Source organism: Nonomuraea sp. NPDC048882, assembly GCF_040649755.1.
Lineage (GTDB): Bacteria > Actinomycetota > Actinomycetes > Streptosporangiales > Streptosporangiaceae > Nonomuraea > Nonomuraea maheshkhaliensis.
Genome location: NZ_JBEZGB010000001.1, coordinates 394,666 through 409,851 on the forward strand (window position 1 = coordinate 394,666; position 15,186 = coordinate 409,851).

General features: G+C 71.5%; 12 protein-coding genes. 9 read left to right on the forward strand and 3 right to left on the reverse strand.

What is annotated here, in order from left to right; all coding sequences use genetic code 11:
- Positions 1 to 29 precede the first annotated feature (29 nt).
- The 3 genes from AB0C27_RS01695 to AB0C27_RS01705 are packed head-to-tail and all read right to left on the reverse strand — an operon-like array spanning position 30 to position 3,049.
- Positions 30 to 848 (reverse strand): carbohydrate ABC transporter permease, encoded by an 819-nt coding sequence (locus AB0C27_RS01695; protein ID WP_357836203.1) that lies wholly within the window; start codon positions 846 to 848, stop codon positions 30 to 32.
- Positions 849 to 854: 6 nt separating this feature from the next.
- Complete coding sequence (locus AB0C27_RS01700; protein ID WP_357836206.1) at positions 855 to 1,784, reverse strand: sugar ABC transporter permease; 930 nt, start codon at positions 1,782 to 1,784, stop codon at positions 855 to 857.
- Positions 1,781 to 3,049, reverse strand: coding sequence for a sugar ABC transporter substrate-binding protein (locus AB0C27_RS01705; RefSeq protein WP_357836208.1), 1,269 nt, complete (start codon positions 3,047 to 3,049; stop codon positions 1,781 to 1,783). The genes AB0C27_RS01700 and AB0C27_RS01705 overlap by 4 nt, the downstream gene beginning before the upstream one ends.
- A gap of 184 nt (positions 3,050 to 3,233) precedes the next feature.
- Between AB0C27_RS01705 and AB0C27_RS01710 the strand changes: the two genes are divergently transcribed.
- The 9 genes from AB0C27_RS01710 (at position 3,234) to AB0C27_RS01750 (ending at position 15,185) form a co-directional block, all read left to right on the forward strand.
- Positions 3,234 to 4,781 carry a pectinesterase family protein gene (locus AB0C27_RS01710; protein ID WP_357836211.1) on the forward strand — a complete coding sequence of 516 codons (1,548 nt, stop codon included), beginning with the start codon at positions 3,234 to 3,236 and terminating at the stop codon, positions 4,779 to 4,781.
- Positions 4,778 to 6,091 (forward strand): hypothetical protein, encoded by a 1,314-nt coding sequence (locus AB0C27_RS01715; RefSeq protein ID WP_357836213.1) that lies wholly within the window; start codon positions 4,778 to 4,780, stop codon positions 6,089 to 6,091. Before AB0C27_RS01710 ends, AB0C27_RS01715 begins: the two co-directional genes overlap by 4 nt.
- Positions 6,092 to 6,142: 51 nt before the next feature.
- A complete protein-coding gene (locus tag AB0C27_RS01720) occupies positions 6,143 to 7,072 on the forward strand; it encodes a nucleoside hydrolase (protein WP_357836216.1) in 930 nt (309 codons plus the stop codon).
- Positions 7,069 to 8,055, forward strand: coding sequence for a TIM barrel protein (locus AB0C27_RS01725; RefSeq protein ID WP_357836219.1), 987 nt, complete (start codon positions 7,069 to 7,071; stop codon positions 8,053 to 8,055). Before AB0C27_RS01720 ends, AB0C27_RS01725 begins: the two co-directional genes overlap by 4 nt.
- Positions 8,045 to 9,010: a transketolase gene (locus tag AB0C27_RS01730; RefSeq protein ID WP_357836222.1), complete on the forward strand. Its 966-nt coding sequence runs from the start codon at positions 8,045 to 8,047 to the stop codon at positions 9,008 to 9,010. The genes AB0C27_RS01725 and AB0C27_RS01730 overlap by 11 nt, the downstream gene beginning before the upstream one ends.
- On the forward strand, positions 9,007 to 9,960 hold the full coding sequence (locus AB0C27_RS01735; protein WP_357836224.1) for a transketolase C-terminal domain-containing protein: 954 nt from the start codon (positions 9,007 to 9,009) through the stop codon (positions 9,958 to 9,960). The genes AB0C27_RS01730 and AB0C27_RS01735 overlap by 4 nt, the downstream gene beginning before the upstream one ends.
- A complete protein-coding gene (locus AB0C27_RS01740; RefSeq protein WP_357836227.1) occupies positions 9,944 to 11,539 on the forward strand; it encodes an FGGY family carbohydrate kinase in 1,596 nt (531 codons plus the stop codon). Before AB0C27_RS01735 ends, AB0C27_RS01740 begins: the two co-directional genes overlap by 17 nt.
- Complete coding sequence (locus AB0C27_RS01745) at positions 11,529 to 12,551, forward strand: sugar-binding transcriptional regulator (RefSeq protein WP_346109519.1); 1,023 nt, start codon at positions 11,529 to 11,531, stop codon at positions 12,549 to 12,551. Before AB0C27_RS01740 ends, AB0C27_RS01745 begins: the two co-directional genes overlap by 11 nt.
- Before the next feature lie 390 nt (positions 12,552 to 12,941).
- Complete coding sequence (locus AB0C27_RS01750) at positions 12,942 to 15,185, forward strand: Ig-like domain-containing protein (protein ID WP_357836230.1); 2,244 nt, start codon at positions 12,942 to 12,944, stop codon at positions 15,183 to 15,185.
- The last annotated feature ends 1 nt before the right edge of the window (position 15,186 follow it).

Below are 15,186 nucleotides of genomic sequence, written 5' to 3' on the forward strand. Positions count from 1 at the left end.
GAGTCAGCGTTGCCGTCCCCGCCGGGACGCTACTTGAGGCCGGTGGTGGCGATGGACTGGGTGAAGTGGCGCTGGAAGCGGAGGATGATCAGCAGCGGGATGACCGTCAGCACGATCGAGCCGGCGAAGAGCTGACCGTAGTCGATGGTGAACTGGCCGCGCATGTTCGCCAGCGCGATCGGCCCGAGCTGGTGGTCGGTGCCGGTGCCGATGAGCAGCGGCCAGACGTACGACTGCCACTGGAAGATGAACAGCGTCAGGCCGGCGCTCACCAGGGCGGGCCGGGAGAGCGGCAGGTAGATCCGGGCGAACACCCCGAACCAGCCCAGGCCGTCGATGCGGGCGGCCTCCACCAGGTCGCCGGGGATGGCGAGGAAGAACTGGCGCAGCAGGAAGATGGCCAGGCCGTGGCCGAGGCCGGGCAGGATCAGGCCGGCGTAGGTGTTGGTGAGGTCCCAGTCGCGGAAGAGGGTCGCCAGCGGGATCGCGATGGCGTCGAACGGGATGAGGAAGCTGAGCACGACGATCGCGAACAGCGCCCCCTGTCCCTTGAAGCGCAGCGCCGACAGGCCGAACGCCGCCGCGGCCGAGATGAGCAGGCCGGCCGCCACCGTGACCAGGGCGACGAAGAGGGAGTTGAGAATGGCGCGGCCGAAGGTGCCGGTGGCCAGGGCGCCGTAGTTGGCGAGCGTGGGCGAGGCCGGTACGAGCGTCTCCCACGACAGCCGCGAGATGTGCTGGAAGATCTCCGACCCGCCGCGCAGCGAGCTGGACAGCGCCCACAGCAGCGGCAGCGCGAAGGCGAGCCCGATGGCCGTGGCGAGCAGGGTGTAGAGGCGTCTGGACACGGGGGCTCAGTCCTTCCCGCGCAGGAGCCGGAACTGGACGACGACCACGGCGAGGACGAGCAGCACCAGCAGCATCACCTCGGCCTGGGCCAGGCTCAGGTCTCCCACGGTGTAGGCGCGGGTGAAGATGTCGTACATGGTCACGTTCGTGGAGCCCTCCGGGCCGCCGTTGGTCAGCATCTGTACGGGAGCGAAGACGAGGAAGTTCGCCACGGTGTCGGCCACCAGCACGAACGCCAGCGGCCGGCGCAGCAGCGGCAGGGTGACGTGCCAGAAGCGGCGCCAGGCGGAGGCGCCGTCGATGGCGGCGGCCTCGTACAGGGAGATCGGGATGTCCTGGAGACCGGCGATGAGGAACATCATCCAGTAGCCGACACCGATCCACGACAGCAGCACGATCAGCGACCACAGGGCCTGGCCGGGTGAGGTGAGGAAGGGCTGCGGCGGGAGGCCGAGCACGGTGAGCAGGGAGTTGAGCAGGCCGTCGGGGCGGTAGGCGACGCTCCAGACGGCCGCGGAGACGGCGGGCGGGACGGCGATCGGCAGGATGACCAGCACGCGCAGGAACCGCACGCCGGCGAAGCGCCGGGTGAACAGGACGGCGAGGGCGAGGGCGGCGGCGATCTGCAGCGGGTTGACGATCACGCTGAACAGCAGGGTGACGCGGACGCTCTGCAGGAACGTGGGGTCGGAGAAGAGCGTGGCGTAGTTGCGCAGGCCGACGAAGTAGGTCTCGCCGGTGAGCAGGCTGGTGTGGTTGAGGCTGCTGACGAACGCGATCCCGGCCGGGAGGAGGCGCAGGACGAGCAGGGCGACGAGGGCGGGGGCGAGGAAGGCCAGCGCGACCGCCGCCGGGCGGTCGGCGAGCCGGGGCCTCCTCGGGGCGTCGGGTCGCCCCGGGATGGAGGACTGCGGGGTGGGGGGTGGGGTGGTCATCGGAGCTGGGCCCAGGCGGTGGTGGCCTCCCGCGCGGCCTGCTCCAGCCGCGGCTTGGGATCGGCGCCGTTGCGGATGTCGGCGAACGTCTTGGTCATGATGTCCTCGAACTGGATGTAGCCGACCGAACGGGGCCGCGCCACGGCCGTGTGATCGGCGTCGTAGGTCAGGATCGCGCCCGCGCCTCTGCTCTTCTCGCCGGCGAGGGCGTCGAGGGTGGGGACGTACTTCTCGAAGGCCGCCCGGTTCGCCGGGATGATCGGGCTGGCCTTGGTGGTCAGCAGGTTTCCCTCGGGGTCGAGGGCGGCGTACTCCAGGAACTCGCGGGCCAGCCGCTGCTTCTTGGAGGCCGGGTTGATGCCCCAGGACCACGAGCCGGTCGGCGTGACCTGCTTGCCGCCCTCGAAGTAGGGGTACGGCGCCACCCCCCAGTCCAGGTTTTCGGCCGCCCCGAACGTGCCGACGTCCCACGGCCCGCCGGCGAAGAAGGCGACCTTGCCCTCGGTGAACAGCGGCGAGGTCTGGAACGAGCCGACCCCGCGTGGGGCGAGCCCGCCCGCGAACAGGTCCCGGTACCAGGTCATCGCCTTGAGCCAGCCGTCGGTGGTCAGGGCGGGGGTGAGCATGTCGGCGCCGGTGATGCCGGATCCGCCGCCGAGCGACTCGGGCAGGCTCTGGAGCTGGTAGTACTGCTCGATCTGCTCGGGGATGAGCGCCCACTGGGCTCCGCCCCTGGCCTGCGCCTGCTTGCCCGCCTCGACCGTACGCTCCCAGGTCCAGCGCTCGGCGGGGTCGCTGGACGGCGGGGTGACGCCGGCCCGCTTCAGCAGGGTCTTGTTGTAGAAGAGGAACTGGTCGGAGGTCCAGATGGGGACGGACCAGAGCTTGCCCCTGAACTCGTTGACGTCGTACTGGGCGGGCAGCGCCGCCTGCTTGACGCGCTCCTTCCAGTCGCTGAGGTCCACGAGGAAGCCGCGGGCGGCGAGGGCGGAGACGCGCGGCTGGTCGACGGTGTAGACGTCGATGGTCTCGTCCTCGGCCGCCAGCCGCTGCTGGAGCGTGCTGTTGAGCTGGTCGAACGGGATCTGCGTGTACGCGATCCGGGCCCCGGGATGCTTGGCCTCGAAGCCGTCGATCACCGGCTGGAACGTCTTGGGATCTTCCGGGCCGAGGAAGCTGAGCGTGTTCGCGCCGGCGTCTCCCGATCCGCATCCGGCCGCCGCGAGCACGGCCAGGAGGCTCATGAGGGCCAGGCTCTTCTTCATGGCTGCTCCTTCTGGCCGCTGACCAGGTCGTTCCCGGAGTCTACACGTGTCACTTCAGGCGTGGCCGACAGCATGCCACGAAGGTGCGGGCACAGACAAGGCTCATCACCCTTGACCGATCTTGTCAGCAGGTCTACATATATATTCAAAGCCAACTATCCATTCGCGCATAGAGAGGCCGAATGTGAAGGCAAAGATCCCGGTTCTCGTGACGGCGGCGGTGACCGCGCTCGCCTTAGGGACGCCGCCCGGCACGGCGTCCGCGTCCTCCTCCGCACCCCAGCGACCTGCGACATCACCGCCCTCCCCCACCTCCCAGACGACGGCCGCCTCCGGCGGCGGCCCCCGGTTCTCGGTCCCCGGGCGGGGCGGCGGGACGTGCGTGGACGCGCCGCTGACGATCACCTTCCCCAGCACCTTCCCGGGCGGCGCGCCCGCGCTCGGCGCCTCGGGGGCGATCGAGATCCGCCGCGCGGACGGCACGCTCGCCGACCGCGTCGAGGCGGCCACGGCGAAGACCGACAGGAAGAACATCGGCGCCGCCGTCTCGGACACGGGGCTGCCGCACGACTTCTCGTACGAGTCGATCATGATCGACGGCACGCGGGCCTCCGTCTACCCGCACCACCCGCTGGAGTACGGCGAGGAGTACTACGTCACCGTCGATCCCGGCGTCTTCCCCGGATGGGACGGCGTGCGCGACCCGGGCGACTGGCGGTTCAGGACCAGGAAGCGCCCGCCGCACGGCGACCCCCGCCGCCTCAAGGTCTCGGCCGCGGGCGACGGTGACTTCTGCACCGTGCAGGGCGCGATCGACGCCGTGCCGACCGGGAACCGGCGGCCGGTGACCATCGACGTCAAGCCCGGCGTCTACACCGAGATCGTGTACGTCCGCGAGGACCGGCCGCACCTCACGGTGAAGGGCGCGGGCGCGGGACGCACCGTGATCGCGTACCCGAACAACGACCTGCGCAACGGCGACAAGGCGCTGGCCGACGGCGGCCCGGCGGACGTGTGCCCGCGCCGCGTGCTGGAGACCTCGGACCTGCACAACTGCTGGCGGCAGACGTTCGGCGTGGACGCGGCCGACTTCCGGCTCGCCGACCTCACCGTGCACAACACGACGCCGGACGGCGGGTCGCAGGCGGAGGCGTTCCGCGGGAACAACGAGCGCATCGTCCTGGAACGGGTGGATCTGCGCAGCAATCAGGACACGCTGCGGCTCCAGGGCAAGGGGTTCGTCACCGACAGCCGCATCAGCGGTGACACGGACTTCATCTGGGGCACCGGGACGGTGTTCATCCAGGACTCGGTGCTGGAGTCGACCGACTCCGGCTACATCACGCAGAGCCGCAACGACGAGACGCGGCCGGGGATCGTGCTGGTGCGCACGCGGCTGACGCAGGCGCCCGGCGTGCCGGCGGGGTCGGTGATGCTCAGCCGGGCCGCGGTGTGGCGGTTCACCCACAGCCAGGCGGTGTTCATCGACACGAAGATGGACACCCACATCGCGCCGGTGGGCTGGCAGATCGACCCGAACGACTGCGCCCAGGCCCAGTCGGCCTCGTTCTGGGAGTACCGCAGCACCGGCCTGGACGGCGAGCCGGTCGACCTCTCGCAGCGGCTGCCCTGCTCCCGGCAACTCACCGACGCCGAGGCGGCTCAGTGGAGCGACCCGGCGTACGTGCTGGGCGGCTGGAACCCCGAATCGGCGGACGGAGCGGCGAAGTGACGAACGGACAGAACACCCCGGAGGCGGGCATAAGTGCGGGCGCGAGCGCCGGTGCGGGCGGGGACGCGGGCGTGAGTGCGAGCAGGCGCAGGGTGCTGGGGGGCGTGCTGGGCGGGATCGGCGCCGCTCTGGTCACCACCGCCGCGCCGGCCGCGGCGGCGCAGGCCATCGAGACCGGAGCCGGCAGAACGGGCACCGGCGGCAAGCCGGCCCCCCGCCCGGTGGCCCCGGTGAACCAGGAGGCGGCGGCCAGGTTCGGCCCCGAGTACAAGACCCTGCCCCCGGCCGTCGCCGGCGTCGACATCGAGCCGCTGATCGGCATCGCGTCGGCCGGCGACATCGAGGCCAGGCGCGCGGCCATGGCCGGCTACATCTGGAAGGGCGCCGGCCCGCCCAGGACCCTGCCCCGGGTCGAGACGGGCGTGGCCGCCCCGGCGGAGCTGAAGGACCTCACCGGCGTGCGCCGGATCGACCTGCTGACGGTCCCGCTCAGGTATCAGGTCACCGCCAAGGTGTACGACCTGCTCCCCCGCACGGGCTGGAACCGCCGCCTGGCGCTGTACCACAACGGCCACGGCGAGCCGCCCGAGACGATGATCCGCACCACGCAGGCCCTGCTCGACCGGGGTTACCGCGTCATGGTGTACGCGATGCCGTTCCACCACTGGAACGCGCAGGGCATCGAGGACCCGAACAATCCGGGCACCATGCTGCCACCGCCCTCGCACCGCGAGCTCGTCCCGTGGGAGACGGCGGAGTTCTCCACGCTGACCTTCTTCCTGGAGCCGCTCACGGTCACGCTCAACCACACGGAGCGGACGTACCGGCCGGAGTCGGTCGAGATGATCGGGCTGTCCGGCGGCGGCTGGACGACGACCGTCTACGCGGCGCTCGACCCCCGGATCACCCGCAGCTACCCGGTGGCGGGCTCGCTGCCGTTCTTCCTGCGGCCGGCCTCGCCGAAGCCGAGCCCCACGATCGGCGATTTCGAGCAGACGAAGGCCGCGTTCCCCGGCTTCTACGCCTCGAGCTCCGACGACTTCCTCGACATGTACGTGATGGCCTCGATCGGCGCGAACCGGAGCCAGGTGCAGATACTCAACCGGTTCGACGAGTGCTGCTTCAACGGCGTGAGCCACCGGGTCTATCAGGCCCCGGTGCGCGACCGGGTGCGGCTGCTGGCCGGCGGGCGGCCCGAGCGGGGGCGGTGGGACCTGCTGGAGGACGCCACGCACGACGACCACACGATCTCGCCGCACGCCCTTTCCTTCATCCTCTGGGATCTTGACACGGCAAATGTCACAACCTAATATCGGAATATAGATACAGTATTGAATAGTTATTCACGCTCGGGAGGGCCCATGGCGGGCAGGACGTTTTCCCACCGGCGCAGAGTGATCGTCGACACCGATGCCAAAAACGAGGCCGACGACCAATTCGCCATCGTGCACGCGCTGCTCTCCCCGAGCCTGGATATTCGCGGGCTGGTGCCCGCGCATTTCGGCAACCGTCGCTCCAGGCGGAGCCTGGAGGAAAGCCGCGAGGAAATCGAGCTGCTGCTGCGGCTGATGAAGCTCGACGGCCGGGTGCCGGTGGCGGACGGGGTGCCGTACGCGCTGCCCGACGCCGGCACCCCGGTCCGCTCCCCCGGCGTGGACCTGATCATCGAGGAGGCCCTGCGCGACGTGGCCGAGCCGCTCTACGTCGCCTTCCTCGGCCCCCTGACCGACATGGCCGCGGCTCTGCTGCTCGAACCGCGCATCGCCGAGCGGGACGTCACCGTGATCTGGATCGGCGGCGGCGGATACGACGGGCGCGGCCCGCAGGACGGCAGGCCCGAGTTCAACCTGTCCAACGACATCGTGGCGGCCAACATCGTCTTCTCCTCGGCGGTCAAGGTCTGGCAGATCCCGGCGCCGACGTACCGGATGATGGCCGTCGGCTACGCCGAGCTGGACGAGAAGGTCGCCCCGTGCGGCGAGATCGGCGAGTACCTCGTCCGTCAGCTGGTCGAGTGGAACGAGCGGCAGCACGGCGGGTCGATCGAGTTCCGCGTGCTCGGCGACTCCCCCGCGATCGGGCTGATGCTGCACCCCGACTGCGGGACCTGGGTCGAGCGGCCCGCGCCGAACTTCCGCTTCGACGGCGGCCTCGACTTCTCCGCCGCCAACCGCCCGATCCGCACGTACGACTCGATCGACGCCCGGTTCATCCACGAGGACTTCTTCGCGAAGCTGCGCGCCTTCGCCGGGCGCCAGGCACATCACACGACAGGAGGCGATGCACCATGAGTGCGCTGACGTTCGGCGCGGGGATATGGGCGTTCGGGCAGATCGTCGACAGGTACGCCACCGACGGCTACGGCCCCGCCAGGACCATGACGGAGATGCTGGACCTGGCGGCGTCCGTGGACGGGCTGGAATGCCTGGACATCAACGTGCCCTTCGCCGACGGGATCTCCAAGGCGTCGGAGCTGGCCGGGGCGCTGGCCGAGCGCGGGCTGCGGGCCAGGGCGATCACCCCGCACCTCTACACGCGGGAGTTCGTGAAGGGAGCGTTCACCAACCCCGATCCGGCGGTGCGCCGGCGCGCCGCCGAGCGCGTGCACGAGGCCGTCGCGGTGGCGCGGGAGCTGGGCGCCGACTACGTGAAGTTCTGGCCCGGTCAGGACGGGTTCGACCTGCCCGGCCAGGCCGACTACGCGCGGCTGTGGGAGCTGACCGTGGACGCGCTGCGCGAGCTCGCCTCCGCCCATCCCGACGTGCGGTTCGCCATCGAGTACAAGGCGAAGGAGCCGCGGGTGCGCATCACGCTCGCCGACGCGGCCCGTACGCTGCTGGCCATCGACGAGTCGGGCCAGCCCAACGTGGGCATCGTCATGGACTTCGGCCACTCCCTGCTGGCCGGGGAGACGCCGGCCGAGGCGGTGCAGCTCGTGCACCGGCGCGGCAAGCTCGTCTCGGTCGAGCTGAACGACAACTGGCGCGGCTGGGACGACGACCTGCCGGTCGCCTCGGTGCACCTGTTCGAGACCATCGAATACCTGCTCGCGGTGCGGCGGATCGGGTGGAGCGAGCCGGTGCTGCTCGACCAGTTCCCGTTCAGGGAGGATCCGGTACGCGCGCTCTCGCAGAGCATCAGGACCATCCGCGCGCTGGAGGAGGTGTGCGACCGGATCGACCTGGACGCGCTCAAGGACGCCCAGGAACGGCAGGACGCCCTCGCGGCGCAGGCGCTCCTCTGGTCGGCGATCGGGATGGCACGTGCGACCTAGCGACACGACGATCACGACACCCGCCGACCCGGCCTCCGGCGGCACGGCGGCCACGGGAGCGCGGACGGGAAGCGGCGGGTTGCGGCCCGATCAGGACGCCATCGGCGAGTGGCGCCGGCTGCGCGAGCGGCTGGCGCACTCCGACCGGGCCGCCTCCGCCGCCGCCCTGGCGGCGCTGGCGGCCGGGATCCGGCGTACCGTCATCGGCACCATCAGCGGCGCGGGCCTCGGCCACGCCGGCGGCGACCTGTCGGTGACGGACATCCTGGCCACCCTGTACGGCGCCGTGCTGCGCGTCGATCCTGCCGACCCGGACTGGCCCGAGCGCGACCGGTTCATCCTGAGCAAGGGACACTGCTCGGTGGCCCTCTACACCACGCTCACGACCTGCGGTTTCTTCCCCGCCGAGCGCCTGCGGACGTTCGCGGCCCCGCTGTCGCCGCTCAACGGCCACCCGAGCCGCAGGGCGGTGCCCGGCGTCGAGACCAGCACGGGCCCGCTCGGCCACGGGCTGCCCGTCGGCGTGGGCGTCGCGGTGGGCCTGCGACTGCGCGGCTCGGCGGCCAGGACGGTCGTGGTGCTGGGCGACGGCGAGCTGCAGGAGGGCAGCAACTGGGAGGCCGCCATGACGGCCGGGCACAGGAAGCTGGCCTCGCTGACCGCCGTGGTGGACCGCAACGGGCTGCAGCAGGGCGCGCGCACCAGCGCGACGAACGACCTGGAGCCGCTGGCCGACAAGTGGCGGGCGTTCGGGTGGGAGGCGGTCGAGGTGGACGGTCACGACCATCTGGCGCTGCTGGACGCCGTCACCGCGCCACGCGCCGGCCGGCCGCGCTGCGTGATCGCCAGGACCGTGAAGGGACGAGGGGTGTCGTTCATGGAGGATCGGGTGGAGTGGCATCACCGGGTGCCGGACCCCGAGCAGACCCGCCTCGCGCTAGAGGAACTGCGTTGATCGTCGAGGAGCGGCACGACTGCAGGGACGCCTTCGCCGAGGAGCTCGTCCGGCTGGCCCGCGCCGACAGCCGGATCGTGGCCGTGTGCAACGACTCGGTGGGGTCGAGCAAGCTGGGCGGCTTCGCCGCGGAGTTCCCGGACCGGCTGGTCAACGTGGGCATCGCGGAGCAGGACATGGTCGGCATCGGCGCCGGACTGGCCAACGCGGGGCTGGTGCCGTTCGTGTGCGGGGCGGCGACGTTCCTGACCGCGCGGGCGCTGGAGCAGATCAAGGCCGACGTGGCCTACAGCGTGGCGAACGTCAAGTTGTGCGGGATGAGCCCCGGGCTCTCGTACGGGGCGCTGGGGCCCACCCACCACTCGACCGAGGACCTGTCGTGGCTGCGTGCCATCGCGGACCTGCCCGTGATCGTGCCCGCCGACCCGGCCCAGACGCGGGCGGCGATCCGGTGGGCGGCGCGGACGCCGGGGCCGGTGTTCCTGCGGATCGGCAGGTTCCCGGTGCCGGACGTGTCGCCGCCGCAGGGCCCCGCCTTCACCTACGGCCGGGCGGTGCGCCTGCGCGAGGGCGTGGACGCCACGATCGTGGCGACCGGCACGCTGGTGAGCCGGGCGCTGGAGGCGGCCACGCTGCTGGCCGAGCACGGGGTGCAGGTCAGGGTGGTGAACGTGTCCACCATCTCCCCGCTCGACCGGGAGGAGATCATGGCCGCGGCGCGGCAGACCGGGGCGGTCGTGACGGCCGAGGAGGCGGTGCCCACCGGCGGGCTCGGGGCTGCGGTGGCGGAGGTCGTGCTGGAGACGCGGCCGGTGCCGATGCGGCTGCTCGGTCCCCGTACGTTCGCGCCGACCGGGGAGACGGAGTTCCTGCTGGAGTACTACGGGCTCACCGCGGCCGGGATCGCCAGGTCGGCCTTGGAGGTGCTGGGCCTTGACCAGCACATCTGACGGGGCCGCCGATCGAACCGACGGCGGGATCGCCGGTCAGGGCGCTGATCCGGGCGCCGGCCGAGCCGCCCGTGGCGGGGCCTTCGTGCTGGGGGTCGACCAGGGCACGAGCGCGACCAAGGCGATCCTCGTCGACACCTCGGGCGAGCCGGTGTCCGTGGCCTCGGCCCCGCTCTCGCGGCGGGATCCGGGCCCAGGACGGGTCGAGCAGGACGGCGAGGAGCTGTGGCGCGGTGTCCTCGACGCGGTGGCGAAGTGCCTGGCCGGGCTCCCGCCGGGCGGCCGGGTCGCGGCGGTCGGGCTGAGCGTGCAGCGCGAGTCGGTGCTGCTCTGGGACCGCGCCACGGGCGAGCCGCTGGGACCCCTGGTGAGCTGGCAGGACCGCAGGGGCGCCGAGCTGTGTGCCCGGCTGGCCGCCGAGGGCGCCGCCCGGCGGGTCCGCCGGATCAGCGGCCTGCCCCTGGACCCGATGTTCTCGGCGGCGAAGGCGGCCTGGCTGCTCGACCGGCACGACCCAGGCCGGGGCCGCGCGGCGCGGGGTGAGCTGTGCCTGGGCACGGTGGACTCGTGGCTGCTGCACCGGCTGGGCGGCGGGCACGTCGCCGAGGTGGGCTGCGCGTCCCGTACCCAGTTGCTCGACGTGCGGCGGCGGGCGTGGAGCCCCGAGCTGCTCGCCCTGTTCGGCGTGCCGGTGGAGGCGCTGCCCCGCGTGGTCGCCTCCACCGGGGAGCACGCCGGCGCGGGCGGGCTGCATCCGTCGCTGGCCGGGATCCCGGTCTCGGCGGTGCTCGGCGACTCGCACGCCGCGCTGTTCGCGCACGCGGCGGGGCGGCGGGGCCGGGTCAAGGTCACGTACGGCACCGGCTCGTCCGTCATGGGCCTCGCGGAACCCGAGGCGGCGGCCGGCGAGGAGTTGTGCCTGACGATCGGATGGGACGACGGCGAGCCGGCGTACGCCCTGGAGGGCAACGTCCTGTCCACCGGCGCCACGATCACCTGGCTGGCCGGGGTGCTCGGCACGGAGCCAGGCGAGCTGGCGCGGCTCGCGGCCCGTGGCCGCCGGGGTAGGCTGCACATCGTGCCGGCGTTCGGTGGCCTCGGCGCACCGTGGTGGGACGACCGTGCGCAGGCGGTCATGACGGGCTTCGGCCTCGACACCCGCAGGGAGGACATGGCGAGGGCGGCGATCGACTCGATCGGCCTTCAGGTCGGCGACGTCGTGTCGGCCATGGAGCGCGCGGCCGGTCCGGTCGAGGAGCTGCTGGCCGACGGCGGGCCCACCGCCAACGCCGACCTGATGCAGTGGCAGGCCGACGTGAGCGGGCACGCGGTGCGGGTCGCGCGGCGGCCGGAGCTGTCGGCGCTCGGCGCCGCGCATCTGGCCGGGGCGGCATCCGGTGTATGGTCCCGCCGGGAGCTGTCCGGGCTGCCCCGCCACGGCCGGCGCTACACACCCGTTCTCGCGGTGTGCGAGCGGCGCCAAGCCCTAGCACAATGGCACTCGGCAGTGGCCCGGGCTCGCCACCGGACCAGCAAGAGCGGCGGAGCCGAAGCGGAGGCCAGCGATCGTGGGAGCTGAAGGTCAGTTCGAGAAGGGCCGTGCCGTCGGCGAGCCCGTGAGATACAGCGGCCGCCGGCTCAGCCAGGAGTCCGAGCGCATGCGGCTGCTGGTGCGCGTCGCCCGGCTCTATCACGAGCACGGCGTGCGGCAGCCGCAGATCGCCGCGCAGCTGCGCATCTCGCAGCCGCGGGTGTCGCGGCTGCTCAAGGAGGCCGCGGAGATCGGCATCGTGCGCACGGTGGTCGTGGTGCCCAGCGGCGTGCACGCGCTGCTGGAGGAGGACCTCGAACGCAAGTACGGCGTGGAGCAGATCATCGTCGTGGACGCGGCGGGCGAGAACCACGACGTGGTGGCCGCGCTCGGCTCGGCCGGGGCGACCCACCTGGACGCCACGCTGATCGGCGGCGAGCACCTCGGCATCTCGTCGTGGAGCGCGAGCCTGCTGGCCACCGTGGAGGCCATGCAGCGCCGTCCTGTGCGGGTGGCCGAGGAGGTCGTGCAGCTCATCGGCGGTGTGGGCAAGGGCTCCGCGCAGGTGCAGGCGACCAGGCTGGCCGCCCACCTCGCGGATCTGACCGGCGCCGAGCCGGTCTTCCTGCCCGCGCCCGGGCTGGTCGGCTCGGCGGTGGCGCGGCAGGCGCTGTCGGACGACCATGTGGTACGTCAGGTGGTCGACGCGTGGTCGCGGCTGACGACCGTGCTGGTGGGGATCGGCAGCCTCAACCCGTCGCCGCTGCTGCAGGAGAGCGGCAACGCGATCTCCGAGGACGAGCTGGAGACGCTGCGCGGGCTCGGCGCGGTGGGCGACGTCTGCCTGCGCTTCTTCGACGCCGAGGGGCGGCTGATCGACTCGCCGCTGGAGGAGCGCATTCTCGGCATTCCCGCCGCCGACCTGCTGCGGGTGCCGCGGCGCATCGCCATCGCCGGGGGCCGGCGCAAGACGGCCGCGATCAGGGCCGCGCTCAAGGGCGGCTGGGTCAACACGCTCATCACGGACGTGGGCGTGGCCGAGGAGCTGCTCAAAGACTGACCCTGTCTCATCCGGCGCCCGTCCTGGGCGTCCCCCAGGACCGGGTGCCTATCCATCGAGGCCGTCGTGCGCCGCGCACGGCGGCCTTCTTCGTGCCATGAGACGGCTCGGTTGTTTACTGGCGCGTCATCTGCCGGGAAACCGCTCTTGACACTGACATGCGTGTCGTTCACGATGTGATGAATCCACTCCATTCATGGCTGAATAAAAATTCTCACCTAGCGACAGCGTGGGTCCGGAGTGTGCCGAAAGACGGCACAGCCCTGCCTTTTTCCGGGGCGGAAAGCGAGCGTTTCGATGACCGAGGCCCTTGGCTTCGATCCCCAGCAATCAGCATTCAGCCGGCGCACTTTCGTGCGTTCGGCCGCATTGGCCACGCCCGGAGTCGCGTTGGCCGGAATTCCGGGCACGGCCGGCGCGGAGCCGGCGCCGAGCTCCACCCCCACCCCCGCGCCAAGCGCCCAGGCGGCGAAGAAGATCCCCGCCTTCCCCGGGGCCGAGGGCGCGGGCATGTTCACCACCGGCGGCCGGGGCGGCGCCGTCTACGAGGTGACCAACCTCGACGACGACGGTCCCGGCTCGCTGCGCGCGGCCTGCGCCAAGTCGGACGGCACGATCGTCTTCCGGGTGGCCGGCACCATCAAGCTCAAGGGCGGGCTCGACGTCACCGGGTCGAACCTCACGATCGCCGGCCAGACCGCCCCCGGGCACGGCGTCACCGTCACCGGCAACGAGACGCAGATCAAGGGCAACAACATCATCCTGCGGCACCTGCGCTTCCGCGGCGGCGACGAGCTGGGCACCCCGATCGACACGTTCGGCGCCCGGGGCGTGCGTGACCTGATCATCGACCACTGCTCGTTCAGCTGGGGCGTGGACGAGTGCTTCTCCGTCTACGGCAACACCAACGTGACCGTCCAGTGGTGCGTCATCTCCGAGGGCCTGACGAACTCGGTGCACGACAAGGGCCGGCACGGCATGGGCGGCCTGTGGGGCGGCGACACGATCACGTACCACCACAACCTGCTCATCCACCAGAACGCGCGCAACCCGCGCTTCAGCTTCGAAGAGGGCATGGCCCTGCTGGTGGACCACCGCAACAACGTGATCTACAACCCCGGCATCACCTCCTGCTACGGCGGTGAGTGGTCCAACGGCATCAACCTGGTGGGCAACTACTACAAGCCGGGCCCCAACACGCTGCCGAAGATCGCCAGGGAGATCGTCGCCCCGGGCCGGTTCGGCCAGTGGCACGTCAGCGGCAACGAGATCGCCGGCCACGCCGACATCACGGCCGACAACACGCTCGGCATCACCTACCCGATCGGCGGCATCACGCTGCTGCCGCAGCCGGTGGAGTTCCAGAACGGGATCACCGAGCAGACCCCGCAGCAGGCGTACGCGGCCGTGCTCGACCAGGCGGGCGCCACCCTGCCGCGCCGGGACGCCATCGACGCCCGGCTGGTCAACGAGGCGCGCACCGGCACAGGACGGCACATCAACTCGCAGAAGGACGTGGGCGGCTTCCTGCCCTTACCGTCCGAGGTGGCCGCGCCGGCCGACACCGACAAGGACGGCATCCCGGACGAGTGGGAGACCGCCCAGGGCCTCGACCCGGACGACGCCGCGGACGCCCAGGCGCTCGGCGGCGACGGGTACACGAACCTGGAGCGCTACCTGAACTCGATCCAGCGGGCCGGGGCGCCCAACCCCGAGGTGGCGATCACCTCACCCACGATCGACCAGGTGTTCGCAGCGAACAAGGACAAGCAGCAGGTCACGGTCACGGCCGAGGCCACGGCCGCCGGGGGCGCGAGCATCGCCAGGGTCGAGTTCTTCCACGGCGACGAGAAGATCGGCGAGGCGACGGCGGCGCCGTACCAGGCGACCTGGCAGGGCGTCACCGACGGCACCTACTTCCTGACCGCCAGGGCCACCGACAGCACCGGCTCGGCCACCACCTCCTCGCTGGTGCCGATCCACGTCAACCGCACCAGGACGCACTCCGGGTGGCAGGTCAAGGACATCGGCGAGGTGCCGATCCCGGGTAACACGGCGCTCAAGGACGGCGTGTTCACCATCAAGGGATCCGGCAAGATCGCCGGCTGGAAGGACTCCTTCCACTTCGCCTACAAGGCGGTCGGCTTCAGCAAGCGCGGCGAGGTGCTGGAGATCACCGCCCGGGTGGACGACGTGAGCAAGAACCATGTGGACGCCGTGGCCGGGATCATGATCCGGCAGGACCTGGAGCCCGACTCGCCGTTCATGATGGCCGGCATCGGCTACGCGGCCAGCAACGAGGACGGCTCGCGCAGGCGCGCCAAGGCGATCAGGGTCGCCTCCCACGGCACGACGCCGAGCGTCGGCGTGTTCCCGCCGGCCGGCGACGATCCGCTGGACGACAAGCCGTACTGGCTGCGGCTGGTCTGCCGGAGCCTGCCGACCGGCGGCGACATCGAGTTCGAAGCCTTCCTCTCGGACAACTCGCTCAACTGGGACCGCATCGGCTACGAGCGCATCGTCATGCGGACCGGCCGGTTCTACGTCGGGCTCGCCGTGGACGGCAACCAGGAGGCGAACGGCGTCCACGTCTACACCACGGCGACCTTCCGCCAGGTCAAGGTCAATCGTTAGA